This window comes from Bradyrhizobium quebecense (assembly GCF_013373795.3).
Taxonomy (GTDB): Bacteria; Pseudomonadota; Alphaproteobacteria; order Rhizobiales; family Xanthobacteraceae; genus Bradyrhizobium; species Bradyrhizobium quebecense.
The window spans coordinates 7,028,075-7,051,375 of the sequence record NZ_CP088022.1 but is presented as its reverse complement, the minus strand read 5'-3'; the positions used below and the strand labels follow the sequence as shown (position 1 = coordinate 7,051,375).

Sequence of the window (23,301 nt, the reverse complement as noted above, 5' to 3'; positions counted from 1 at the left end):
TATTGCAAAGACTTACTGGTTGACCGTGGCGAGCGCCGCCATGGCGTTGTCGGCAAATTTCCGCGACGCATCGAGCGCGGCGCGGCGCGCGTCCACCTTGGCGAGCCAGGCTTGCGCCGCGGTGCGATCGGCCGGCGGCAACGACTTCAATTCGCGCTCGGTCAATGCGAGATCATTATGCACGGCGGCCGATGTCACGCGCGCGACGATGCTGCCGCGGTCGGTGCCCGTGCCGTCGGTCCGCTCGATGCGGATCAGCTTGGATGCGCCGGCCTGCAGGCGGTCGACCAGCCCGGCGCTGGCTGCCGCAGCTTCCGGCGGCGGCGGTGCGAGTTGCGGCACGATCTCGATCAGCTCGCGGCACAGCTGGTTCGGGTTCGGCACGCCTGACGCAGCGAATACGTCGAGCGGCTTCAGCATGTCGGGATTGTCGGTGATCGCCTTGGCGGCCTCGAGCGCCGACGCATAGGGATCGCCGTGACGCACCGCGACGTCGAGCAGCGACGCCGCGACCACGCGGCGCAGCGGCACGTCATCCGCCTTCGCCTCGGCCTTGGTGTCGGCGATCTTGCTGTCCTGTCTGGCGATCGCGGCGCCCTGCGCCTTCACCGCGCCCTCGACCTTGTCGATGCGCGCCGTGATGCCGGAAATGTCAGGCGCCGCCGCGCCATCGCGTGGCGCAGACTTCGCGTCATTGACCGCAGCGGCAAGCTTGTCGGATTGCGCCCGCGTCGCGGCAAGCTCGGTGCGCAGGGCGGCGATCGATTTGTCGAGTGCCTCGAGCCTTGCGGTTGCCGCGGGATCGGCGACCGCAGCGGCCGGCCGGCTCGCCTTTGTTTCGAGCGCGGTCAGGCGCGTGCCGAGTTCGTCCATCGTCGCGGCGCTGGGCTGCGGCGCGGACGCCGGCGGCACCGAGGGCCAGCCGAGCAGCCAGCCGACCCCGATCACCAGCGCGGCGGCGACCGCGCCCGACACCGGCGCCACCACCCAGGGCGACACCGGCCGCGACGGCTCGGTATCCGGCGCGGCGGATGCGGCCTCCGGCTGCGGCTCTGCATGAGGGGCAGGATCGGGATGCGGCTCCGCCGCAGGCGCAGCTGCCTCCGCTGCCCTGTCAGCGTCGTTGGCGGCGTCCGCGCTGGCCTCGGCCTTCGACGGCTCGCTGGAGATCTCGGTCGCCTGAAGATCGATGGTCGGCGGCGCACGCTTGGGCCGGGAATCCGGCGAAGGTCCTGTGTCGTCGGGCCTTTCTTCAGCCATCGCGAGGGTCCTCAAAACTACTGGCCGCACATTCTAGAGCATGATCCGACCCGATTGAATCGGATCATGCCCTCATCCATTTGTTTGGTCGCGTTACCTTAACGCGGACCGCTCCGTCAGGCTCTTAGAGCACGATCCGAAAACCGGAGCATTGCCTAACATCATGGTCAGACGAAAGAATTATTCCGCTCACGGCGGCATTGTGCGGTCGAGCGCCTCCAGCAGGGCGTTTTCGTCCGGGCGCGCCGCCACCACCACATTGGTCGCGCCGGCGTCATGGAGCACCGCGGCGACTGCGGCCGAGATGCAGCACTGCGGCAGCGCTAGCGCCGAAATCTCCAGGCCGTCGGCCCGGATTGTGTCCAGGAAGGCCTGCGCGCTGCGGCGGGAATAATGCAGCACCGCCGTGATCCGGTTCGCCATGAAGGCGTCGCTGACCTCCCTTGGAAGGGCGGCCACCGGCGCCATCCGGTAGGTGGTGTGGGTGACGACGGTCAGGCCCCCTTCGCTGAGTTCGCCGGCGAGATCGCGCGACAGGTCGGCGCCGGCGAGATAAAGCAGCATGGCGGACGCCGGCAGCTCCCCGGCCTTGACCCGCGCGAGCACGAGATCGCGCAGCGAGATCGCGTCGCCCTTGGCGACGATCACCTTGTCGAAGCCCGCCCCGCGCGCGGCATCGGCGGTATGTTCACCCACCGCGAACAGCGGCAGCCGCAGCAGCCGGCTGGCGCCGAGATCGATCGCCCGCAGCGCGTTGGCGCTGGTCAGGATGACCGCGTCATAATCCGCATCATCGTCATGGAACGGCAGCGGCTCGAAGCGCAGCACCGGCGCCGCGATCGCCTCGTAGCCGCGCTGGCGCAGCGTCGCGAGCGTCGCGTCACTGTCCGGATGCGGTCGTGTGACAAGGATGGTCACGGGGTCAGGCCTCCAGCCTCGGAAATTGGACCTTGCCGACCGATTGCACTTTCAGACCTCGCAATGCTACCCCGGAGGGGACATTTGATGAGCATGATCTTGCCGGAAACCGGTTCCGGCCTGTCCGGATCATGCTCGTAGCACAAGGGCCGAATTTGGGACACGAACCACCGATGCTGGTGTTGGGGATCGAGACCACCTGCGATGAAACCGCAGCCGCCGTGGTCGAGCGCCAGGCTGACGGACAGGCAAGGATTCTCTCCAATGTCGTCCGCTCGCAGACCGAGGAGCACGCCCGCTTCGGCGGCGTGGTGCCGGAGATCGCGGCGCGCGCCCATGTCGACCTGCTCGACGGCATTGTCGCTTCCGCCATGAAGGAGGCCGGCGTCGGCTACGGACAATTGTCGGCGGTGGCGGCCGCCGCCGGCCCCGGCCTGATCGGCGGCGTGATCGTCGGCCTCACCACCGCGAAGGCAATCGCGATGGTGCACGACACGCCGCTGATCGCGGTGAACCATCTCGAGGCGCACGCACTGACGCCGCGACTGACCTGCGCGCTGGCGTTTCCCTATTGCCTGTTCCTGGCCTCGGGCGGCCACACCCAGATCGTCGCCGTGGTCGGGGTCGGCGAATATGTCCGGCTCGGCACCACGGTCGACGATGCGATGGGCGAGGCGTTCGACAAGGTGGCGAAGATGCTGTCGCTGCCCTATCCCGGCGGACCGCAGGTCGAGCGCGCGGCCGCCGGCGGCGACCCGACGCGGTTTGCCTTTCCGCGCCCGATGCTCGGCCGTCCCGATGCGAACTTCTCGCTGTCGGGATTGAAGACGGCGGTGCGCAATGAAGCGAGCCGGCTGGAGCCATTGGAGCCGCAGGATATCAGCGACCTCTGCGCGAGCTTCCAGGCCGCAGTGCTGGAAGCGACCGCGGACCGGCTGACCGTCGGCCTGCGGTTGTTCCAGGAACGCTTCGGCACGCCGCGCGCGCTGGTCGCAGCCGGTGGTGTTGCCGCCAACCACGCCATCCGCAGCGCGCTGCAGGATGTCGCCGCGAAAGCGCAGACCACGCTGATCATCCCGCCGCCGGCGCTCTGCACCGACAATGGCGCGATGATCGCCTGGGCCGGTGCCGAGCGAATGGCGCTCGGCCTCACCGACACGCTGGAAGCGCCGCCGCGGGCCCGCTGGCTGCTCGATGCCAACGCCAAGGCGCCGGCCGGCCACGCCAACAGCCGCGCCGGATATTGAACTGAGGGTTCCGATGCCCGCGCATATGTCAGTCAGCGTGATCGGTGCCGGCGCCTGGGGCACGGCGTTGGCCGAGGTCGCGGCGCGCGCCGGACGCAAGGTGACCCTGTATGCGCGCAATGCCGAGCATGCCGCGCAGATCCAGGCGACGCGGGTCAATCCGAAGCTGGCCGGTGTCCAGCTTCAGCCCGACATCGCGGTGACATCGGATATCGCCGCTGCCGCGCGCGCGGACATCATTCTCGCGGTCACTCCGGCGCAGCATTTGCGCGCCGCGGTCAGCCATCTGGCGCCGCATCTTGCGCCCGATACACCTGTCATCGCCTGCGCCAAGGGCATCGAGCACGGCACACACAAGTTCATGACCGAGGTGATCGCGGAAGCAGCACCGCGCGCCGTGCCCGCGATCCTGTCGGGGCCGAGTTTTGCCGACGACGTCGCGCGCGGATTGCCGACGGCCGTGACGTTGGCCACCCAGGACGAGGCGCTGGCACGCGCGCTCGTCCAGGCGCTCGGCTCGGCGACCTTCCGGCCCTATCACACCACCGATGTGCGCGGCGTCGAGATCGGCGGCGCGGCCAAGAACGTGCTGGCGATCGCCGCCGGCATTGTCGTTGGCAGAAATCTCGGCGCTTCCGCGCTCGCGGCGCTGACCACGCGCGGCTTCAGCGAACTCGCGCGATTGGGCCGCGCCTGCGGGGCGCGCACCGAAACCCTCTCCGGCTTGTCTGGATTGGGCGATCTCCTGCTCAGCTGCTCGACCGCGCAGTCGCGCAATTTTGCGCTCGGCCTCGCGCTCGGCCGCGGTGAAGCGGCGCCGGTCGGCAAGCTCGCCGAAGGCGCATTCACCGCGCCGGTGCTGTGCGAGCTCGCCGCCGCGCAGAGGATCGATATGCCGGTGTCAAGCGCGGTCGCCGCGATCCTGAGCGGCCGGCTGACGATCGATGACGCGATCGAAGGCCTGCTGACGCGGCCGTTCAAGGCCGAAGGCTAGAGCTGATCGTACTGACGCGTTGTCTCCACGCGAGACGGCGACCGCTTCGTTCAAGAGCGTTCTCATCACCGCGCCGTCGCGAAGGCGACGAGGTCGTGCAGTCCGGGCCCCGCTCCGTCGGGTGTCACGCCGAGCTCCTCGGCTGACGCGTTGCTGCGGTTGACCCAAAAGGTCGGATAACCGAACCATTTTGCGCCGGCCACGTCCCATCCGGCGAATGCGGCAAAGAGGATCTCCTCCTTCTTCAGTCCAAACGCGTCGACACCCATTTGATAGGCGCGCGCGTCCGGCTTGAAGGCAGCGACCTTGTCGGTGCTGAGGTGATCTTCGAACAGACCCTCGAGCCCGGAATTCTTGATCGCCGCGTCCAGCATCGGTGCGGTGAAGTTGGAGAGAAACGCCATGCGCAGGCCGGCGGCACGAAGTTGCACGAGCGCCGGCACGACGTCCGGCCACGCCTTCAGTTCCAGGTAGCTCTGCATCGCGCGGTCGCGCTGCTCGGGCGAGAGCGAGATCTTCATCGCCTTCGCCGCGAACACCAGCGCGTCCTCGGTGACCCGCCAGAAGTCGGCATATTGCCCGCCGAGCGTCCTGAGCCAGGTGTATTCGAATTGCCGGGTTCGCCACACGGCGCTCAGCTGCGCGCCCATGCCGGGGAGCATCTCGTCCAGCCGGGCGGACACGGGACGGGGATCGATCACGGGGAAGCCGTCGAAGGCGACCGCCCGGAACGGCGGGCGGCCTGCCGCGCGCGACCGACCGGGCAGCACCGTCGCCGCCGTGACGGAAGCCGCGGCCAGGGTCGTAAACGTCCGGCGATCCAGGAGCATGTCGTTTCCTCGCATTGTGTGCCGCCAGCGTTCACACAATTGCGTGTTGGCACAATCGCCCGATTTCAGCAGAGATCATTCCGTGTTTCAGAACAATCTGGAAGGGGATGACGATGGACCGGCTCGAGGAGTTCCGCCTGTTTCTCGCGATCGTCGACAGTGGAAAGTTTGCGTCCGCCGGCCGCAAATTCGCACGTTCACCGTCCTCGACGACGCGGATCGTTGCCGAGCTCGAGCGGCGCCTCGGCACCCGGCTGCTGCAACGGACCACGCGAAAGCTGTCGCTGACCGACTCCGGCGCGCGGCTTGCAGCGCAGGCGCGCCGCCTGCTCGCCGATTATGACGAGGCGATCGACGGCGCGATCGGAGAGGCCGCAAGCCTGCGCGGCAACATCAAGCTGTCGGCGCCGACGCTGTTCGGCAGCCGTCACATCGCACCGCTGGTGCGCACATTCCTTGAACGTCACCCCGACATCACGCTGCAACTGGCGCTCGAGGATCGTCTCGTCGATCTGATCGACGAGCGGATCGACATCGCGCTGCGGATCGGCCATCTGACGGACTCCTCGCTGAGGGCCCGGCGCATCGGAGAAGTCCGACGCATTGTCGTAGCCAGCCCCGATTATTTGAAGCGACACGGCCGGCCGCGCAGACCCGACGATCTCGCGCAGCATCACGCCGTGACCTTCGTCAATCAGGCGAGCCCCGCGATCTGGTCGTTCCAGCACAAACAAGCGGGTCCGCAGAAGGTCAAGGTATCGAGCCGCATGGAGGTCAACCGCGCCGAGACGGCAATCGGACTGACGCGTGACGGCATGGGCTTGACGCGGGTGCTGTCGTACCAGGTTGCAGGTGAACTCGCGGCGGGGTCCCTGGTCCGCGTGCTGAGGGATTATGAAGTCGCGCCGATACCGGTCCAGCTGGTCTATCCCAGCGCGCGCCTGATGGCGCCGCGCATTCGGAGCTTCCTGGACTTCGCCGCCGGCGAGATTCCCCTGATCGGGTTCAACCACCTATAGCGGGTCTGAGCTGTCGCGCTTGACGGCGCGGACTTCCGCGCAGAGATCATGCGCACTGTGATAGCGTGGCGGCGACCGTCGGATCCCGTTCCAACAACAAGATACCGAACTTGGGGAAAGTACATGCGTCAACCGCGTCGCGTTATCGTTTCGATCAGCATTCTGTTTGCCGTCGCCACCTCTTGCGCCACCACGCGCGCGCAAACGGCCGTACCGTACGACGAACTCGCCAAGCGCGAGGCTGCGGCGAACGCCGAGGACGGCAAGCGGGTCGCCCCGCTCAAATCGATCGGCAATCCCTCAAGTGACGTCTCCCCGGAGATGCAGGCGATGATCGGCGCGCCCTACCCGCCGCATTTCAACGCCGATCCGAAGACCCCAGCGGAGTGGAAGGAGTTGATCGACCGCCGCGCCAAGCTCCTGATCGCGGGCATTCCGGCCATGAAGGCGAAGCTCGGCGTCAAGGTCGAGGAAACCAGGATTGCCGGCGTGCACTGCTACATCGTGACGCCGAACAAGATCGCGCTCGAGAACCGGCGGCGCCTGCTGATCCACGTGCATGGTGGCGGCTACGTGTTCGGCCCCGGCGAAGCCGCGTTGCCGGAAGCCATCATGATGGCCGGCTTTGGCGGCTACAAGGTGATCTCGGTCGATTACCGGATGCCGCCGGACTTTCCCTATCCGGCTGCGATGGACGACGCGATGGCGGTCTGGAAGGAAGTCCTGAAATCGCACGAGCGCCACCGGCTGGCGATCTTCGGCACCTCGACCGGCGGCGCGATGACGCTTGCGATGGTGTTGCGTGCGAGGGACGAGAAGCTGCCGCTGCCTGCGGCCATCGCGCCGGGTACACCATGGTCCGACATCGACAAGATCGGCGACAGCTACGCGAGCAATGAGTGGGTCGACAATGTGCTGGTGACCTGGGACGGATGGCTCGGCCGCGCGGCCAGGCTCTATGCCAACGGGACCAGTCTGAAGAATCCCTACATTTCGCCGATCTACGGGGACTTCAAGGGTTTCCCGCCGACCATCCTGACATCAGGCACGCGCGACCTGTTCCTCAGCAACACGGTTCGCACGCATCGCAAACTGCGGCGCGCCGGCGTGATCGCGGACCTCAACGTCTATGAGGGACAATCCCACGCGCAGTACCAGATGAACATCGATGCGCCCGAGACGAAGGAAGCCTTCACCGACATTGCCAAATTCTTCGATCGATATTTGAAGCAGTGAGCGCTGTCGTCAAGATCAGCTGCCCACGCTTGTCGCGGGCGCCCGGGTGCCTGTAGATTGCCGCGCGATGAACGATCGAGACTGGGGTGAGTCGTAATGAATTATTGGCTGGTGAAATCCGAGCCGTCGACGTGGTCGTGGGACCAGCAGGTCGCCAAGGGCGCGAAGGGCGAAGCCTGGACCGGCGTGCGCAACTTCACGGCGCGACAGAACCTCGTCAACATGAAGAAGGGCGACAAGGCGTTCTTCTATCATTCCAACGAGGGCAAGGAGATCGTCGGCATCGCCGAGATCATCAAGGAGGCCTATCCCGATCCGACCGACAAGACCGGCAAGTTCGTCTGCGTCGACATCAAGGCCGACAAGCCGCTGAAGACGCCGGTGACGATGGCCGCGATCAAGGCCGACAAGAAGCTCGTCGACATGGCGCTGGTGAAATATTCGCGGCTCTCGGTGCAGCCGGTGACATCAGAGGAATGGAAATACGTCTGCAAGATGGGCGGGCTGTAGCCTTCCGACCAACTCTACCGTCGTCCCGGCGAAGGGGGATGCGGAGCTTACGCCCCGGCCGCCATCACCACCTGCGCCAGCAATTGCTCGCGCTTGGACTGGGTCCGGTAACCGCCCATCGTCGCGGCGAAGCGTTCGAGGATGCCGTCCTCGAAGGCGGTGACGATGGTGTCGTGGACATAGCTCTTGCGGCAGATCGCCGGCGTGTTGGAGAGCTGGTCAGCGGCGGCGCGGATCGCGTCCAGCACCTGGCGCTTGCGGCCGCGCTGGCTGGCGGCCGGCGTGATCCGCGACAGCGATTCCACGACGACGGCCGAGGCCATCAGGGTGCGGAAATCCTTCAGCGAGATCTTGATGCCGGCGAGCTCGCGCAGGAACGCATTCACCGCCGTGGTCGACGCCGCCCGGACGATGCCGGACCGGTCGTAATACTGGAACATGCGCTTGCCCGGGACGCCGCGCAGAATGCCGATCGCACGCACCAGCTTGGCCGCATCGCATTCCTTGCGCACGGCCTTGCCGCCCTTGGCCTTGAAGGTCAGCACCAGAGAATCGTCCTCCAGCGTGACGTTGGACTTCAGAAGCGTGGTGGCGCCGCGGGTGCCGTTGAGGCGGGCGTAGGATTCGTTGCCGGGCCGGATCGCGGTGCGCGCGATCAGCTCGATCACAGCCGACAGCGCGAACTCGCGCGTCGGCTCGTCGCCGGACAGGAACGCCGAGACCTTGCGCCGGATCTTCGGCAGCGCGGCGACGAGCTTGGCCAGGCGATGCGCCTTGCGCTGCTCGCGGACCTTCTCCCAGTCGGCGTGATAACGGTACTGCAATCGGCCCGCGGCATCGCGGCCGACCGCCTGCAGATGCGAGCTCGGATCGCTGGAATAGCGCACCTGGCGATAGGCCGGAGGAACCGCCATCGCATGCAGCCGGCGGATCGTGCGCGCATCGCGGACGCGCGAACCGTTGGCGCGAACGAACGAATAATTCTTGCCGCGCTTGATGCGGCGGATGGTCAGCTCATTCTGGTCGCCGAGCCGCAGGCCCAGATCGCGCGCCAGATCCTCCACCGAGGTCTTGATAACAGCGGGCGCGTCAAGCTTGAGCCTTGCCCGGAGCGACTGCAACTTTTGCAACTTTGCCTTCGGCTGCTTGGGCCATTGGCCCAGCGCCTTCGCCAGGGCGACAGCGGGATCGGCGGACAGGGGCCGCACAGCCGCGATGTTCTGCTGATCCATCATACTTCCAAGACGCCTTGTTCCGCTGTTCTCCCGGTAATGCCGTTGCTTCGGGCTTCGTTCCGGTGGGCCATCCGACCTCGGTTTCGCGATTTAGGGCGTCGAGGCCGACATTGCGAGTCGCGAATCAGTTATCGACGGTTCCTAATTACCTTTCATGGGTGCCATTCGCCCGCTAACCTTGATTTTGGTCGCTCCGGGATCGGTCAAAATGGCCAGATCGCAGCCCGGAACCGGCTTTGGGGGCCCCATCAGGCCGGCTGGACCGGCGCAAATCAGGTCAGAGACCATGTCCTTACACGCGCGGCGCGCAGCCTCATCCGCACGCTACAGGTTGGCCGCCCCCCTGTCCGGCCGGCAGGGACTGCGCGGCGCGAACGGGCGTCCTTGCGACAGATTTCTGGCTGGCCCGACCAAAGCCATCCAGATCTCCAACCGAGCAATTGTTGACGTAGATCATCGCGGCGACGTCCGGCAATTCGTTCAATGGCGGTTGAAGCGGTCCGTCAAAATTGGCGTCTGCGTATCCTGTCGCGCGCGGCATTGTTGCGGTGACGGCGCGGTGCGGAGAGCGACATCACTACGACCAAGAGACCAGTGACCCGGAGCAGGCGATAGAGCATAGGTTTCTCTCATCAACGAAGCGCGGTAAACCGCCCAATCAGATGCGGAAGCCTATGGGATGTCCGGCGGCTTCCACGCGACGAAAGTGACAGCCTTTTTCCTTGCCCGGCCGGAATGCGGCAACGCATAATCGCGGCAATGATCAAGGCGGCTTGTCGGCGCGTTGTGTGCGATCGGCAATAAGTGGAGGAAAATGATGTCCGAGAAGGTTTATGACGTGCCGGCCGACTGGGCCAAGCGCGCTTATGTCAACGACGCCAAATATCGCGAGATGTACGCGCATTCGGTCAAGGACCCGAACGGCTTCTGGGGCGAGCACGGCAAGCGGATCGACTGGATCAAGCCCTTCACCAAGGTCGAGAACGTCTCCTTCGCGCCGGGCAACATCTCGATCAAATGGTTCGAGGATGGCGTGCTGAACGTCGCCTGGAATTGCATCGACCGCCATCTCGAGAAACGCGGAGACCAGACCGCGATCATCTGGGAGGGCGACGATCCCTCCGAATCCAAGCACATCACCTACCGCCAGCTGCACGACGAAGTCTGCAAGATGGCCAACATCCTGCGCACGCGGAACGTCAAGAAAGGCGATCGCGTCACGATCTATCTGCCGATGATTCCGGAAGCGGCTTACGCCATGCTGGCCTGCGCGCGGATCGGCGCGATCCACTCGGTGGTGTTCGGCGGCTTCTCGCCGGACAGCCTCGCCCAGCGCATCAAGGACTGCGACTCGAAGCTGGTCATTACCGCCGATGAAGGCCTGCGCGGCGGCAAGAAGGTGCCGCTGAAGGCCAATGTCGATGCCGCGATCGCCAAAACCGGCGGCGTCGATTGGGTCGTGGTGGTGAAGCGCACCGGTGGTGCGATCGACATGAACCCGACGCGCGACCTCTGGTATCACGAGGCCGCCGAGATGGTGACGACGGAATGCCCGGCCGAGCACATGCATGCCGAAGACCCGCTGTTCATCCTCTACACCTCGGGGTCGACCGGCACGCCGAAGGGCGTGCTGCACACCTCGGGCGGCTATCTCGTGTTCGCGTCGATGACGCATCAATACGTGTTCGACTATCACGACGGCGACGTCTACTGGTGCACCGCCGACGTCGGCTGGGTCACCGGCCACAGCTACATCCTCTATGGGCCGCTCTGTAACGGCGCGACCACGCTGATGTTCGAGGGCGTGCCGAACTACCCGGACAATTCGCGCTTCTGGAACGTGGTCGACAAGCACAAGGTCAACATCTTCTACACCGCGCCGACCGCGATCCGCGCGCTGATGCAGGGCGGCGACGGGCCGGTGAAGAAGACCTCGCGCAAATCGCTGCGCCTGCTCGGCTCGGTCGGCGAGCCGATCAATCCCGAAGCCTGGGAGTGGTACTACCGCGTGGTCGGCGACGACCGCTGCCCGATCGTCGACACCTGGTGGCAGACCGAGACCGGCGGCATCCTGATCACGCCGCTGCCCGGCGCGACCAAGCTCAAGCCGGGTTCGGCGACGCGGCCGTTCTTCGGCGTGGTGCCTGAAATCGTCGATGCCGACGGCAAGACGCTGGAGGGCGAGACCTCGGGCAATCTCTGCCTGGCCAAGTCATGGCCGGGCCAGATGCGCACGGTTTATGGCGACCATGCGCGGTTCGAGCAGACCTATTTCTCGACCTACAAGAACAAGTACTTCACCGGCGACGGCTGCCGGCGCGATGCCGACGGCTATTACTGGATCACCGGCCGCGTCGACGACGTCATCAACGTCTCCGGCCACCGCATGGGCACCGCCGAGGTCGAGAGCTCGCTGGTCGCGCATGAGGCGGTGTCGGAAGCCGCCGTTGTCGGCTACCCGCACGACATCAAGGGCCAGGGCATCTACGCCTATGTCACGCTGATGAAGGGCACCGAGCCGACCGAGGCCTTGCGCAAGGAGCTCGTCGCCTGGGTCCGCAAGGACATCGGCCCGATTGCTTCGCCGGATCTCATTCAGTTCGCGCCCGGCCTGCCGAAGACGCGCTCCGGCAAGATCATGCGCCGTATCCTGCGCAAGATCGCCGAGAACGAGCCGTCGAGCCTCGGCGACACCTCGACCTTGGCCGATCCGGCCGTGGTCGACGACCTCGTGCAGAACCGGCAGAACAAGAAGGGCGCGCCGGGTTAGAGGCCACGAGACTTGGCTTTGTTCCGGCATTTGGTCGATCGCGCAGTCCTGCTGGCCTGCGCGATCGTGCTGTTCGGCAGCTTGTCGGCGCCCGCGCAGACGCCGGCACCTTCCCCGGACAATTTCACTTACTTCTACCGCGATCCAACACCGGAGCATCTGACCGACATTTTTGCTCACGTGCAAAGCGCGGCAACAAGTTGGAATGTCTATCCTCCGCTGACAGGCCTGCTGGCCGCCGATTTCAAATCTCACCCGGAGCACATCGATAGGCTTGTCCCGATCGTCACCGACGTCAAAGCTTCCTATGCCGTGATCACCGCGGCGCGGTTGTCCGGCCAACCGGCGAAGGCCGAACTGCTGCGCGCCAAATTCGCCAGCCTTGGTTTCGATCAAACGCTGAACTCCGAGTTCGCAGGCATCCCAACACGCTTCGAAGACCTGCGAATCACGCGACCTACACATCTGGATATTTTGTGGGGCGCGTCGTTCGCCGCCGGCGACGGCCGCTACGTCACACCGATCATCGACTATTTCGCCGCCGCCGCGAACGCGTCCGAGCTCGTTGCGATCGACATTGCCAAGACGACCATTGAAATGACGGGCGGCCCCAAAGGCACCATTGCGAGCCTCAAGGGAAAATACGGCGATGCCGGCGCCATGCAGCTGATCTATGCTGCGACAGCGCTTTGGGCGATTGCGGCCAATTCGCGCCAGCATCCGTTCGTGAAGCAGACCGTCACAGAGTACATCACAAATCACCCCGGCACGCCTGCAACGAAGGCCCTCTCAGCCCTGACCGGGATAAAGTAGGTTATCTTGTCGATGCGAGCGGCCGGCTTATCCGGCCGGGCCCGGCACGCTGTGTCCAACGCCGACCCGCACCATTTCGACCATTTCACGGGATTGTCAGAGGCGAGGCGCCATTGCGGCGCGTTTGTGGCCAAGTGTTGTTTTCAGGTCATTTACTTTAATCCGAACTTTTCCTTTTCTCACCGCCATCAGGACGTGTCTCGCGGCCGGTGTGAAACCAGCCGGTTAAGACACGCGGTTAATATTATGTGCGCGAGACCGGCGGGCCCGGTTTTTCAGGGCTCTGCACCTTCGTTTTTGGCTCCCTCACAGGAGCTGTTGGGAAGTGGAGAGGTTGATGTCGATGAAGTTTGCGGTGGCGCTGGCTGCCACCCTTGGTGCTGTTATTGTGATGTCGCAGACGGCCGAAGCGCGGCCGGAAATGGTCGGAATACACGCCGACAATTATGAGCCGGGCACCATCGTGGTGAAGACCAACGAACGGCGGCTCTACCTCATTCTCGATTCCGGCCACGCGATGCGTTATCCGGTCGGCGTCGGCAAGTCGGGCAAGCAGTGGGCCGGCACGACCCGGATCGACGGCAAGTACCGCAACCCGGCCTGGTCGCCGCCCGCCGAGGTCAAGCGCGACAAGCCGAGCATTCCGAACGTGATCGCAGGCGGTTCGCCCGCGAACCCGATGGGCGTCGCCGCGATGACGCTGGCCGGCGGCGAATACGCGATCCACGGCACCAACGTGCCGGGCTCGGTCGGCGGCTTCGTCTCCTACGGCTGCATCCGCATGCTGAATCCCGACATCACTGATCTCTATTCGCGCGTCTCGGTCGGCACGACGGTGGTCGTCACCCGCTGATCGCGCGCAAGGCGCTTCGCCGAAAGAAAAGCCACGCCACTGCGCGGCTTTTGTTTGGCTGTCCTGCGTTATCGCGCCGATAACACTTAGCGGGCAAAATTTCCGCACCAGCCGAAGCGATGGCCGCCATTGTAGGCGCGGGCATGCCCGGCCGCGAGCAGCGCGGCGGAGACGTTGTCGGTCTTCTTCGTCGCGACGTCGGCGACGACGCGACCCTGATATTTGTCGGGCCCGATATTGTAGATCGCGACATCGCCCTGGCCGAGCAGATGGCGCAGCGCCACCGTGGCTGCTTGCGCCATTTGCAGTTCGCGCGCGCACGACGCCTTCAGCTCCGGCGCATCGATGCCGCGCAGCCGGACCCGCGTGTACAGATCGGGTCCCGGCGCGAGATGCACCCGCGCCTCGAACGTGTCGCCATCGATCGTCCTGATGACATCGACAGAATGGCGAGCGTCGGGCGCGCCGGCCCGCTGCCAGATCATTTCGGCATCGCGCGACCGGCTCAACGACCAGTGCGGCGGCAAGGGTATCCATTGAGGCGCCCATCGGCGGATCGGCAGCGTGCTGCCGACGGCAATGCCGAGCACGAACACCCACGGCAGCGCTGCCGAGACGCGGCGGCCCCAGGGTGAGCGGCGAAAGGGCGGACGTCCCGTCCCACGATAAGGATTTATTCTCTCGTATGGGGACATATTCCCAGACTGGTCTGAGTCGGATCGTCAGGCAAGACGCTCAAAAATCCGAGGCGATGCCCTTGGTCTCCCAATCACCGTAACGCGTCGGTTCCGGTCCCTTCGGGCCCTGGAATTCCTTCGGCCGCGCGGCCGCCTCCTTCGCAGCGACCTCCTCGGCAGCCTTGCGCCGCGCCGCAGCCTCGGCGAGCGCGCGCTGCGCGGCCGGCGTCAGCGGCTTGCGCGGTGCGGGTTCCGGCGGCAATGGCGATGGCGATTTCTCAGACATTGGGGCCTTCTTGGCAAAACTTTCTGCCTGCGAGTTTCTTATCTTGGTGTTGGCTCAGTGACGGCATCACGAGAAATCCCGCAAGACGATTCTTACATTTGGCATATTCGCATGCCAGTGGTGTTTTCGAGTTGATGGCATGAGCCGAATGTAACTCAGCACCTTCGAGATATTTCCGCTCCATGCCTCCTTCAAGATTTGCAGTTCCTGCCGAAGTCCCCGGTCTCGCGGCGCGCCGTATCGCGGCCGACATCCTCGACGGCGTGCTGCATAAGCACCGCACGCTCGACGATCAGCTCGACGGCGCCGGCGCGCATCCCGGCCTGAAATCGCTGGCCGATCGCGACCGCGCATTGATGCGCCGGCTGGTGTCGACCATCCTGCGCAAGCTCGGCACGCTCGGCCATGTGCTGTCGCGCCTGCTCGACCGCGGCGTCCCGACCGATGCGCCGCGCGCGCAGAGCGCGCTCCTGATCGGCGCCGCGCAGATCCTCTGGATGGACGTGCCTGACCATGCCGCGGTCGATCTCTCGGTGCGGCTGGTGCAGTCGGACCGGCGCGCGGCGAAATATGCCGGGCTGGTCAACGCCGTGCTGCGCCGCTGCGCGCGCGAGGGCCAGGGCCTGATCGACGAGATCAGCCCGCAGACGCTGGATCTGCCGCAATGGATGCTGGCGCGCTGGAATGCGCATTACGGTGAAGCCACCGCGCGCGACATGGCGCTGGCGCTCGGCCATGAGCCGTCGCTCGATCTCACGGTGAAGTCCGACGCGCCGCAATGGGCGAGCCGCCTGCATGGCGAGATATTGCCGACGGGAACCGTGCGCACGCTGCTGCAGGGTTCCGTGACCATGCTGCCGGGCTTTGCCGAAGGCCAATGGTGGGTGCAGGACGCCGCCGCCGCGCTGCCGGTGCGGCTGTTCGGCGACATCAAGGACAAGCGGGTCGCGGACCTCTGCGCGGCGCCCGGCGGCAAGACGGCCCAGCTCGCGCTGGCCGGCGCACAGGTCACCGCGGTCGACCGCTCGCCGGCGCGGGTCGCGCGGCTGCGCGACAATCTCACACGGCTGGCGTTGCAGGCGGAAACTGTCGTCGCCGACGCCGCCGAATGGCCGGCGGAAGCCGCGAGCTTCGATGCTATCCTGGTCGATGCGCCCTGCACCTCGACGGGAACCATCCGCCGCCATCCCGACGTCGCCTGGCTGCGCCAGGAAGGCGACATCGCCGCGCTGACGGCCCTGCAGAAGCGGCTCCTGCATAAGGCCGCCAATCTGCTGAAGCCGGGCGGCACCCTGGTCTACTGCACCTGCTCGCTGGAGCCGGAGGAAGGCGAGCACGCGATCGCCGCGCTGCTGGCGAGCGAATCAGGCCTGCGCCGTGCGCCGGTCGAGACAAGCGAGGTCGCCGGCCTCGACGACATCATCACCGCCGACGGCGATTTGCGTACCTTGCCCAGCCATTTGCCCAACGCCGACCCGCGGCTGGGCGGGCTGGACGGCTTTTACGCCGCCCGGCTGGTTAAATCCTGATTTTAAACTTCAGTCTTCTAAGCTCGAAGTGATTCGTGCGGTATCAAGAGGGTGTCTTGTTTATCAAGAAGGTGTCTTGGGCGCGTTTCCGGATTAAATAAGGATTCGTTGAAAATTCCCTCCCCGCAAGGTTAGGCGTGTCGGTCGCTCAAAGCAGACGCATCTCGACGCTGATTGCTGGCCGGTTTGCCCGCAGCATGCTCGCACGCGCCAGCGGGAGCACGGTGGCGCTGTCGCGGCTCTGGCCCGGCCGCACCGACCGGCTGATCATCGCGCCGCACGACCTCCGGACCGCCGACGCCACCCGCGCGGCCGAGATCTATGCCGGGCGATTCGTGTTCGCCGGCAAGATCGTCACCTGCCACGGCCGCTCGATCTTCGATCTCGAACCGCCATCGGAGGATTGGGAAGCCGCCCTGCTCGGCTTCGGCTGGCTGCGTCATCTGCGCGCCGCCGACACCGCGCTGACCCGCGCCAATGCCCGCTCGCTGGTCGACGACTGGATTTCCAACCAGGCCCGCAAGCGGCCGCTGGAGCGGCGCGCCGACGTGCGCGCGCGGCGCGTGATCTCGCTGTTGTCGCAGGCGCCATTGGTGCTCGGCGACACCGACGGAAAATTCTACCGCAAGTATCTGCGCGGGCTGGCGCGCGAGATCCGCTATCTGCGCCACTCCACGCACGAGAATGACGGCGTTCCGCGCCTGCAGGTCTTGATCGCGCTGTGCTACGCCTCGCTCTGCCTCGCCAACCAGGCGCGCAACATCAAATCGGCCACGCGCAGGCTGTCGGACGAATTGCAGCGCCAGATCCTGCCCGATGGCGGCCACATCTCGCGCAATCCCGGCGCGCTGGTCGAGCTGCTCAGCGATCTCTTGCCGCTGCGGCAGACCTTTGCTGCACGGAATATCGCGCCGCCGCCGGCACTGCTCAACGCGATCGACCGCATGATGCCGATGCTGCGCTTCTTCCGGCACGGCGACGGCAGCTTCGCGCTGTTCAACGGCATGAGCACCGCGCCCTCCGATCTCGTCGCGACGCTGCTCGCCTATGACGACACCCGCGGCGTGCCGATGGCGAGCATGCCGCACACCGGCTTCCAGCGCCTCGATGCCGGCAACATGACCCTGATCATCGACACCGGTCCACCGCCACCGGCAAGCGTCAGCCAGGATGCGCACGCCGGCTGCCTGTCGTTCGAGCTCTCCTCCGGGGTCAGCCGCATCGTCGTCAATTGCGGCATGCCGAACACCGGGCGCGACAATTGGCGGCCGTTCGCGCGCTCCACCGCGGCGCATTCGACGCTGACCTATCGCGACACCTCGTCGTGCCAGTTCGTCGAGCTGTCGGCGATGAAGCGGCTGTTGCGCGGCGCGCCGGTCACCAGCGGGCCCGGCAATGTCGAGAGCTACCGCGAAGCCATCCCCGACGGCGACGTGCTGACCGCCTCGCATGACGGCTATCTCTCCCGCTTCGGCGTCATCCACCGCCGCGTGCTGATGATCGCCCAGGACGGCACCCGGATGGAGGGCGAAGACTCGCTGTCGCCGGCACCCGGCGGCCGCATCAAGGGCAGCGAGGCCGAATTCGCGCTGCGCTTCCATTTGCACCCCTCGGTGAAGGCGAGCCGGCTGTCGGATGCCCGCGGCGTCATGCTGGTGCTGCCCAACCGCGACGTCTGGACCTTCGAGGCGATGGACGACAAGGTCGACCTCGAGGACAGCGTCTTCCTGGCCGGCAATGACGGCCCGCGCCGCACCTCGCAGATCGTGATCCGGCAGAACGCAAGGCAGGCCGCTACCATCCGCTGGAGCTTCGTGCGCTCCTCGACCTCGGCCACCGCCACCAACGCCCGCCGCAACGCCCGCCGCGAGCCGGAACTGCCGCTGTAGCCTGACCGTCCGCCGCCGGACCGTCACCCTGAGGAGCGCGCACTGGCGCGCGTCTCGAAGGGTCGACGGCCGCCAGCCGGGCCGCGCATCCTTCGAGGCTCGCAAGGGCTCGCACCTCAGGATGACGGGGTCAATTTGCGGGGATTCGGTCCCACGGACCGGTTTCGTATGGCACAAAACCATGCTACCCGGCTGCCTTAACAGCCAGGGATTTCCTCAATGACCGAACAGCTTCGCCGCGTGACCCGCGCTCTGTTGTCCGTTTCCGACAAGACCGGACTGATCGATTTCGCCAAGGCGCTTTCCGACCATGGCGTCGAGCTGGTCTCGACCGGGGGCACCGCCAAGGCGATCGCGGCGGCCGGGCTCAAGGTCAAGGACGTCTCCGAGCTCACCGGTTTCCCGGAGATGATGGACGGCCGGGTCAAGACACTGCATCCGAAGGTGCATGGCGGCCTGCTCGCGATCCGCGACAACAAGGAACATGCCGCGGCGATGGCCTCGCATGGCATCGCGCCGATCGACCTCTTGGTGGTCAACCTCTATCCGTTCGAGGCCACCGTCGACAAAGGCGCCGGCTTCGAGGAGTGCATCGAGAATATCGACATCGGCGGCCCCGCGATGATCCGCGCCGCGGCGAAGAACCATGACGACGTCGCCGTGGTGGTCGAGGCGCAGGATTATCAGGCCGTGCTCGACGAGCTCGCCGCGCACAAGGGCGCGACCTCGCTCGGCCTGCGCCGGCGGCTCGCGGCCAAGGCCTATGCCCGCACCGCGGCCTATGACGCCGCGATCTCGAACTGGTTCGCCGTGCAGCTCGACACCAAGGCACCGGACTTCCGCGCCTTCGGCGGCAAGCTGATCCAGTCGCTGCGCTATGGCGAGAACCCGCACCAGACCGCGGCATTCTATGCCACGCCGGAGAAGCGGCCGGGCGTTGCGACCGCACGCCAGCTGCGGGGCAAGGAACTGTCCTACAACAATATCAACGACACCGACGCGGCCTATGAGTGCGTCGGCGAGTTCGATCCGCAGCGCACCGCGGCCTGCGTGATCGTCAAGCATGCCAACCCCTGCGGCGTCGCCGAGGGTCCGGATCTTGCGACCGCCTATGCCCGCGCGCTCGCCTGTGATTCCACCTCGGCCTATGGCGGCATCATCGCGGTCAACCGCAAGCTCGATACAGATGCTGCGCGCGCCATCATCGGCATCTTCACCGAGGTGATCATCGCACCCGATGCGACCGAAGAGGCGATCTCGATCATCGCAGGCCGGCGCAACCTGCGCCTGCTGCTTGCAGGCGGGCTGCCGAACGCGCGCGCGATCGGGCTCACCGCCAAGACCGTTGCCGGCGGCCTCTTGGTGCAGAGCCGCGACAATGCGGTCGTCGAGGACATGAATTTGAAGGTTGCGACCAAGCGCGCGCCGACCGATGCCGAGCTGCGCGATCTCAAATTCGCCTTCCGTGTCGCCAAGCACGTCAAGTCGAACACCATCATCTATGCCAAGGATCTCGCCACCGTCGGCATCGGCGCCGGCCAGATGAGCCGGGTCGATTCCGCACGCATCGCCGCGCGCAAGGCGCTCGATGCGGCAGCCGAGCTGAAGCTCGCAGAACCCCTGACCAAGGGGTCGGTGGTCGCCTCCGACGCGTTCTTCCCGTTCGCCGACGGCATGCTCGCCTGCATCGAGGCCGGCGCGACGGCGGTGATCCAGCCCGGCGGCTCGATGCGCGACGACGAGGTGATCAAGGCCGCCGACGAGCACGGCATCGCCATGGTGTTCACCGGCGTGCGGCATTTTAGGCACTAAACTCTCAGCACGGTCGTCCCGGCGAAAGCCGGGACGACGGCGGCGAGTTATCCGCGCACCTTCGCCAACAGCGCCAGCCCCACCACGAAGAACCCCACCAGCACCGCCATGCCGTATTTCTGGCTCGCGGTCGCTGCCGTGATCGCGCCGATCAACAGCGGGCCGATGAACGACGTCACCTTTCCGGTGAGCGCGAACAGTCCGAAATACTGCGCGATGCGATCCTTCGGCGCGAGCCGGATCAGGAGCGAGCGCGAGGCTGCCTGGAGCGGCGCGCCGGTGGCGCCGATCAGGCAACCCAGCACGATATAGGCGCGCTCGGCGGCGCCCGCGAACAGCGGAGCGCCAGGCACCGGCGGCGCGACCTGGATGAACAGGATGGAATCCTTGTTCACCGTGAGGATCACGACGATCGCAAACAGCAGGATCACGAGGCTGCCGGTGATCACGCGTTTCGGCCCGAACGCATCATCGAGCTTGCCGCCGAGCCAGCCACCGAACGCCCCCGCCACTGCCAGGATGATGCCGAAGGTGCCGATCCGGATCGTGTCCCAGCCGAACGTGCCGGCGGCATAGATGCCGCCGAACGTGAACAGCGAGACCAGCCCGTCGGTGTAGATCATGTTGGCCAGCAGGAACCGCGCCAGCGATTTCTGCTTCGGCAGGCTCACCAGTGATTCCCTGAGCTCGCGCAGGCCTTCGCCGAGCGCCGCGCGCATCGGGCGCTTCGCCGGATAGTCCGGCGTGAACAGGAACATCGGCGTCACGAAGATGATGAACCACAGCCCGGTCAGCGGCCCGGTGATGCGGTCGCCTTCATGCATGACCGGATCGAGACCGAACAGCGGCGTGAAGCCGAACAGCGTGCGGCCCGTCTCGGCGTTGGCGGCGAGGAAGCCGAGCACCAGCACGAGGCTCAGGATGCCGCCGACATAGCCGGTAGCCCAGCCGGTGCCGGAGAGCCGCCCGATCCGGTCCGGCGGCACCAGCGTCGGCATCATCGCATTGTTGAACACGGTCGCGAACTCGACGCCGACGCTCGCGATCGCATAGGCCAGCAGCAGCGCCGGGATGATGTCGGGATTGCCGGGCTTGCCGATCCACATCGCGCTCGAGCCGATCACCAGCAGCGCGCCGAAAACAGCGATCCACGGCTTGCGCCGGCCGCTGGCATCGGCGATCGCACCCAGCACCGGCGACAACAGCGCGATCGCCAGTCCCGCGGCTGCGGTGGCAAAGCCCCACAGCGCCTGCCCGCTCGCGGCATCGGGCGCAACGAAGCTCGCGAAATATGGCGCGAACACGAAGGTCGTGATCAGCGTGAAATAGGGCTGCGCGGCCCAGTCGAAGAAGATCCAGCTGACGACGGCTGCGCGGCCAGGATAGACGTTGGTGCAGGCCTTCGCATGTTCAGTGCCCGTCTGCATTGTTGCCGTCATCGCGAAAGATATTCCCCAACTCGAACCGCAGGCAGGCTTTCGCCGCTTCAATCCGTTCCCATATAGCATGGGCCGATTTTGCTGATACGGCGATGAACAGGGCAGGACATTTCGATGGCGCCAACGATGTCGCGACGGCTGTTTGCCGCTCTCCTCGTGATCGGCATCGCGACTCCCGCCCTCGGTCAGGTGCAGCGGCGCGCTTACGAGCCCTCAGCCACCAGTACGATTCAAAGCATTCGCGCCGAAAACGGCATGGTGGTGGCGCAGGAGAAGCTGGCGGCGCGGGTTGGCACCGACATCCTGCGGCAAGGTGGCAACGCCGTCGACGCCGCGGTCGCGACCGGCTTTGCAATGGCGGTGACCTATCCGCGCGCCGGCAATATCGGCGGCGGCGGTTTCATGGTGATCCATCTCGCCGGCCGCAACGAAGATGTCGCAATCGATTATCGCGAAACCGCGCCGCAGGCCGCGTCGCGCGACATGTTCCTGAACGCCGACGGCAAGCCGGACCCGGACAAGTCCCGCAATTCCGCGCTCGCGATCGGCGTTCCCGGCACGGTCGCGGGCCTTGCGCTGGCGCTGGAGAAATACGGCTCCGGCAAGTTCACGCTGGCGCAGATCGTCAAGCCCGCGATCGATCTGGCCCGCGACGGCTTCATCGTCACCGACGACACGTCGGACACGCTGTCGGACATGTATCGCCGCATGTCGCGCTGGCCGAACTCGGCCAAGACGTTCTCGCATGCCGACGGCACGCCGCTGCATGAGGGCGACCGCCTGATCCAGGGCGATCTCGCTGGCGTACTGACGGCAATTGCCGAGCAGGGACCGCGTGGCTTCTACGAGGGCGCGGTCGCCGAAAAGCTTGTCAGCGGGATCAGGAATGCCGGCGGCATCTTTACGCTCGCGGATCTGAGAGCCTATCAGCCGGTGATCCGTACGCCGATCCGCGGTACCTATCGCGGCTTCGACATCGTCTCGATGCCGCAGCCGTCCTCCGGCGGCGTCGTGCTGCTGGAGATCCTCAACATCCTCGAAGGCTTTCCGATGTCGGACATGAAGCAGGGCTCGGCCGCCTCGCTGCATGTCATGATCGAGGCGATGAAGCGGGCCTATGCCGATCGCGCCCGCTATCTTGGTGATCCCGCCTTCGTCGACGCGCCGACGCAATTGCTGATCGACAAGGACTATGCCGCCAGGCAGCGCGCGACCATCGACCTTGCCCGCGCCACGCCCTGGACCGATGTCCGCAACGCCAAGCAGCCGCACGAGGGCGACAACACCACGCATTATTCGGTCGTCGACGCCAACGGCAACACCGTCAGCAACACCTACACGCTGAACTTCCCCTACGGCGTCGGCCTCGTCGCCGACGGCACCGGCGTGCTGCTCAACAATGAGCTCGACGATTTCACCGCCGCGCCCGGCGCCTCCAACGCTTTCGGCCTGGTCGGCTTCGAGGCCAATCTGCCGGGGCCGGGCAAGCGCCCGCTGTCGTCGATGTCGCCGACCATCGTGCTGAAGGACGGCAAGCCCGTGCTGGTGACGGGATCGCCGGGCGGCAGCCGCATCATCTCCGCGGTGACGCAGATCATCGTCGACGTCATCGACTACAAGATGGACATCGCGGCCGCGGTCGCCGCGCCCCGCATGCATCATCAATGGCTGCCCGACGAGGTGCGGATCGAGCGCGGCTTTCCCGACGAGGTGCTCGCCGAGCTGCGCGCCAAGGGCCACAAACCGGTCGAGCCGCTCGGCTACTCCTCCGCGAACTCGATCGTCGTCACGACCAGTGGTCTGCTCGGTGCGCCCGATCCACGGACACGCGGCTCGGAAGCGGCCGGATACTAGAGCTTGATCCGGAAAAGTGCGAAGCGGTTTTCCGAAAAGATCATGCTCAAACTAAAGACCTAGATGGGCAAACGCGGCTTTGCCCGGCCTGCAACATCGCGATAGATTGGCGGTCCGCGCAACTCCGGCC

19 protein-coding genes are annotated in these 23,301 nt (G+C 65.8%); 12 read left to right on the top strand and 7 right to left on the bottom strand.

The genetic code is table 11. The annotated features are described in order from the left end of the window. Window positions 1-12: 12 nt before the first annotated feature. Together HU230_RS33860 and HU230_RS33855 are read right to left on the bottom strand one after the other, a co-directional pair. A complete protein-coding gene (locus HU230_RS33860) occupies window positions 13-1,260 on the bottom strand; it encodes a COG4223 family protein (RefSeq protein WP_176534458.1) in 1,248 nt (415 codons plus the stop codon). A 189-nt stretch (window positions 1,261-1,449) separates the two neighbouring features. Further along, window positions 1,450-2,178, bottom strand: a complete 729-nt coding sequence (locus tag HU230_RS33855) for a uroporphyrinogen-III synthase (RefSeq protein WP_176534459.1) — start codon at window positions 2,176-2,178, stop codon at window positions 1,450-1,452. Between the two features lie 173 nt (window positions 2,179-2,351). Between HU230_RS33855 and tsaD the strand changes: the two genes are divergently transcribed. Both tsaD and HU230_RS33845 read left to right on the top strand, forming a co-directional pair. Continuing rightward, window positions 2,352-3,425: a tRNA (adenosine(37)-N6)-threonylcarbamoyltransferase complex transferase subunit TsaD gene (tsaD, locus tag HU230_RS33850; protein WP_176534460.1), complete on the top strand. Its 1,074-nt coding sequence runs from the start codon at window positions 2,352-2,354 to the stop codon at window positions 3,423-3,425. A gap of 13 nt (window positions 3,426-3,438) precedes the next feature. Beyond that, the gene (locus HU230_RS33845; protein WP_176534461.1) at window positions 3,439-4,419 is read left to right on the top strand and encodes an NAD(P)H-dependent glycerol-3-phosphate dehydrogenase; all 981 of its coding nucleotides are present in this window, start codon (window positions 3,439-3,441) and stop codon (window positions 4,417-4,419) included. Between the two features lie 65 nt (window positions 4,420-4,484). Here the strand turns inward: HU230_RS33845 and HU230_RS33840 are convergent, their stop codons facing one another. Beyond that, window positions 4,485-5,249, bottom strand: a complete 765-nt coding sequence (locus tag HU230_RS33840) for a haloacid dehalogenase type II (RefSeq protein WP_176534462.1) — start codon at window positions 5,247-5,249, stop codon at window positions 4,485-4,487. 113 nt (window positions 5,250-5,362) lie between these two features. Here HU230_RS33840 and HU230_RS33835 point away from each other — a divergent pair, with 113 nt between their 5' ends. From HU230_RS33835 to HU230_RS33825, 3 genes are all read left to right on the top strand, one after another. Continuing rightward, window positions 5,363-6,268, top strand: coding sequence for a LysR family transcriptional regulator (locus HU230_RS33835; RefSeq protein WP_176534463.1), 906 nt, complete (start codon window positions 5,363-5,365; stop codon window positions 6,266-6,268). A gap of 123 nt (window positions 6,269-6,391) precedes the next feature. Continuing rightward, window positions 6,392-7,504, top strand: coding sequence for an alpha/beta hydrolase (locus tag HU230_RS33830; RefSeq protein ID WP_176534464.1), 1,113 nt, complete (start codon window positions 6,392-6,394; stop codon window positions 7,502-7,504). Between the two features lie 96 nt (window positions 7,505-7,600). After that, window positions 7,601-8,014, top strand: coding sequence for an EVE domain-containing protein (locus tag HU230_RS33825; protein ID WP_176534465.1), 414 nt, complete (start codon window positions 7,601-7,603; stop codon window positions 8,012-8,014). A gap of 47 nt (window positions 8,015-8,061) precedes the next feature. On the opposite strand, the gene HU230_RS33820 is transcribed toward HU230_RS33825, so the two are convergent. Beyond that, window positions 8,062-9,249, bottom strand: a complete 1,188-nt coding sequence (locus HU230_RS33820; RefSeq protein WP_176534466.1) for a DNA topoisomerase IB — start codon at window positions 9,247-9,249, stop codon at window positions 8,062-8,064. An 817-nt stretch (window positions 9,250-10,066) separates the two neighbouring features. Here HU230_RS33820 and acs point away from each other — a divergent pair. The 3 genes from acs (at window position 10,067) to HU230_RS33805 (ending at window position 13,685) form a co-directional block, all read left to right on the top strand. After that, window positions 10,067-12,019 (top strand): acetate--CoA ligase, encoded by a 1,953-nt coding sequence (gene acs / locus HU230_RS33815; protein WP_176534467.1) that lies wholly within the window; start codon window positions 10,067-10,069, stop codon window positions 12,017-12,019. 18 nt (window positions 12,020-12,037) lie between these two features. Continuing rightward, window positions 12,038-12,832: a hypothetical protein gene (locus HU230_RS33810; RefSeq protein ID WP_224943848.1), complete on the top strand. Its 795-nt coding sequence runs from the start codon at window positions 12,038-12,040 to the stop codon at window positions 12,830-12,832. A 337-nt stretch (window positions 12,833-13,169) separates the two neighbouring features. After that, entirely contained in the window at window positions 13,170-13,685 is a 516-nt protein-coding gene (locus HU230_RS33805) for a L,D-transpeptidase (RefSeq protein WP_176534469.1), read from the top strand. 86 nt (window positions 13,686-13,771) lie between these two features. Here HU230_RS33805 and HU230_RS33800 read toward each other — a convergent pair whose 3' ends face one another. Both HU230_RS33800 and HU230_RS33795 read right to left on the bottom strand, forming a co-directional pair. Beyond that, complete coding sequence (locus HU230_RS33800) at window positions 13,772-14,380, bottom strand: thermonuclease family protein (RefSeq protein ID WP_176534470.1); 609 nt, start codon at window positions 14,378-14,380, stop codon at window positions 13,772-13,774. Window positions 14,381-14,420: 40 nt separating this feature from the next. Next, window positions 14,421-14,648, bottom strand: coding sequence for a DUF1674 domain-containing protein (locus HU230_RS33795; RefSeq protein ID WP_176534471.1), 228 nt, complete (start codon window positions 14,646-14,648; stop codon window positions 14,421-14,423). A gap of 182 nt (window positions 14,649-14,830) precedes the next feature. Here HU230_RS33795 and HU230_RS33790 point away from each other — a divergent pair, with 182 nt between their 5' ends. The 3 genes from HU230_RS33790 to purH all read left to right on the top strand — a co-directional run bounded on the left by HU230_RS33790 (window position 14,831) and on the right by purH (window position 19,878). After that, window positions 14,831-16,177 carry an RsmB/NOP family class I SAM-dependent RNA methyltransferase gene (locus tag HU230_RS33790; RefSeq protein WP_176534472.1) on the top strand — a complete coding sequence of 449 codons (1,347 nt, stop codon included), beginning with the start codon at window positions 14,831-14,833 and terminating at the stop codon, window positions 16,175-16,177. Window positions 16,178-16,314: 137 nt separating this feature from the next. Continuing rightward, complete coding sequence (locus tag HU230_RS33785; protein WP_176534473.1) at window positions 16,315-18,066, top strand: heparinase II/III family protein; 1,752 nt, start codon at window positions 16,315-16,317, stop codon at window positions 18,064-18,066. A gap of 219 nt (window positions 18,067-18,285) precedes the next feature. Then, the gene (purH, locus tag HU230_RS33780; RefSeq protein WP_176534474.1) at window positions 18,286-19,878 is read left to right on the top strand and encodes a bifunctional phosphoribosylaminoimidazolecarboxamide formyltransferase/IMP cyclohydrolase; all 1,593 of its coding nucleotides are present in this window, start codon (window positions 18,286-18,288) and stop codon (window positions 19,876-19,878) included. Between the two features lie 47 nt (window positions 19,879-19,925). Here the strand turns inward: purH and HU230_RS33775 are convergent, their stop codons facing one another. Further along, window positions 19,926-21,305 carry an MFS transporter gene (locus HU230_RS33775; RefSeq protein WP_176534475.1) on the bottom strand — a complete coding sequence of 460 codons (1,380 nt, stop codon included), beginning with the start codon at window positions 21,303-21,305 and terminating at the stop codon, window positions 19,926-19,928. 126 nt (window positions 21,306-21,431) lie between these two features. On the opposite strand from HU230_RS33775, the gene ggt reads away from it, so the two are divergent. After that, entirely contained in the window at window positions 21,432-23,171 is a 1,740-nt protein-coding gene (gene ggt / locus HU230_RS33770) for a gamma-glutamyltransferase (RefSeq protein WP_176534476.1), read from the top strand. Window positions 23,172-23,301: the final 130 nt, after the last annotated feature.

Bases quoted from the DNA above. Each gene is read 5' to 3' on its own strand.
- HU230_RS33835 (WP_176534463.1), top strand. From the start codon at position 5,363: ATGGACCGGCTCGAGGAGTTCCGCCTGTTTCTCGCGATCGTCGACAGT.
- purH (WP_176534474.1), top strand. From the start codon at position 18,286: ATGACCGAACAGCTTCGCCGCGTGACCCGCGCTCTGTTGTCCGTTTCC.
- HU230_RS33805 (WP_176534469.1), top strand. From the start codon at position 13,170: ATGTCGATGAAGTTTGCGGTGGCGCTGGCTGCCACCCTTGGTGCTGTT.
- HU230_RS33860 (WP_176534458.1), bottom strand. From the start codon at position 1,260: ATGGCTGAAGAAAGGCCCGACGACACAGGACCTTCGCCGGATTCCCGG.
- HU230_RS33790 (WP_176534472.1), top strand. From the start codon at position 14,831: ATGCCTCCTTCAAGATTTGCAGTTCCTGCCGAAGTCCCCGGTCTCGCG.
- HU230_RS33820 (WP_176534466.1), bottom strand. From the start codon at position 9,249: ATGATGGATCAGCAGAACATCGCGGCTGTGCGGCCCCTGTCCGCCGAT.
- HU230_RS33825 (WP_176534465.1), top strand. From the start codon at position 7,601: ATGAATTATTGGCTGGTGAAATCCGAGCCGTCGACGTGGTCGTGGGAC.
- HU230_RS33845 (WP_176534461.1), top strand. From the start codon at position 3,439: ATGCCCGCGCATATGTCAGTCAGCGTGATCGGTGCCGGCGCCTGGGGC.
- HU230_RS33800 (WP_176534470.1), bottom strand. From the start codon at position 14,380: ATGTCCCCATACGAGAGAATAAATCCTTATCGTGGGACGGGACGTCCG.
- ggt (WP_176534476.1), top strand. From the start codon at position 21,432: ATGGCGCCAACGATGTCGCGACGGCTGTTTGCCGCTCTCCTCGTGATC.
- tsaD (WP_176534460.1), top strand. From the start codon at position 2,352: ATGCTGGTGTTGGGGATCGAGACCACCTGCGATGAAACCGCAGCCGCC.
- HU230_RS33830 (WP_176534464.1), top strand. From the start codon at position 6,392: ATGCGTCAACCGCGTCGCGTTATCGTTTCGATCAGCATTCTGTTTGCC.
- acs (WP_176534467.1), top strand. From the start codon at position 10,067: ATGTCCGAGAAGGTTTATGACGTGCCGGCCGACTGGGCCAAGCGCGCT.
- HU230_RS33795 (WP_176534471.1), bottom strand. From the start codon at position 14,648: ATGTCTGAGAAATCGCCATCGCCATTGCCGCCGGAACCCGCACCGCGC.
- HU230_RS33840 (WP_176534462.1), bottom strand. From the start codon at position 5,249: ATGCTCCTGGATCGCCGGACGTTTACGACCCTGGCCGCGGCTTCCGTC.
- HU230_RS33775 (WP_176534475.1), bottom strand. From the start codon at position 21,305: ATGCAGACGGGCACTGAACATGCGAAGGCCTGCACCAACGTCTATCCT.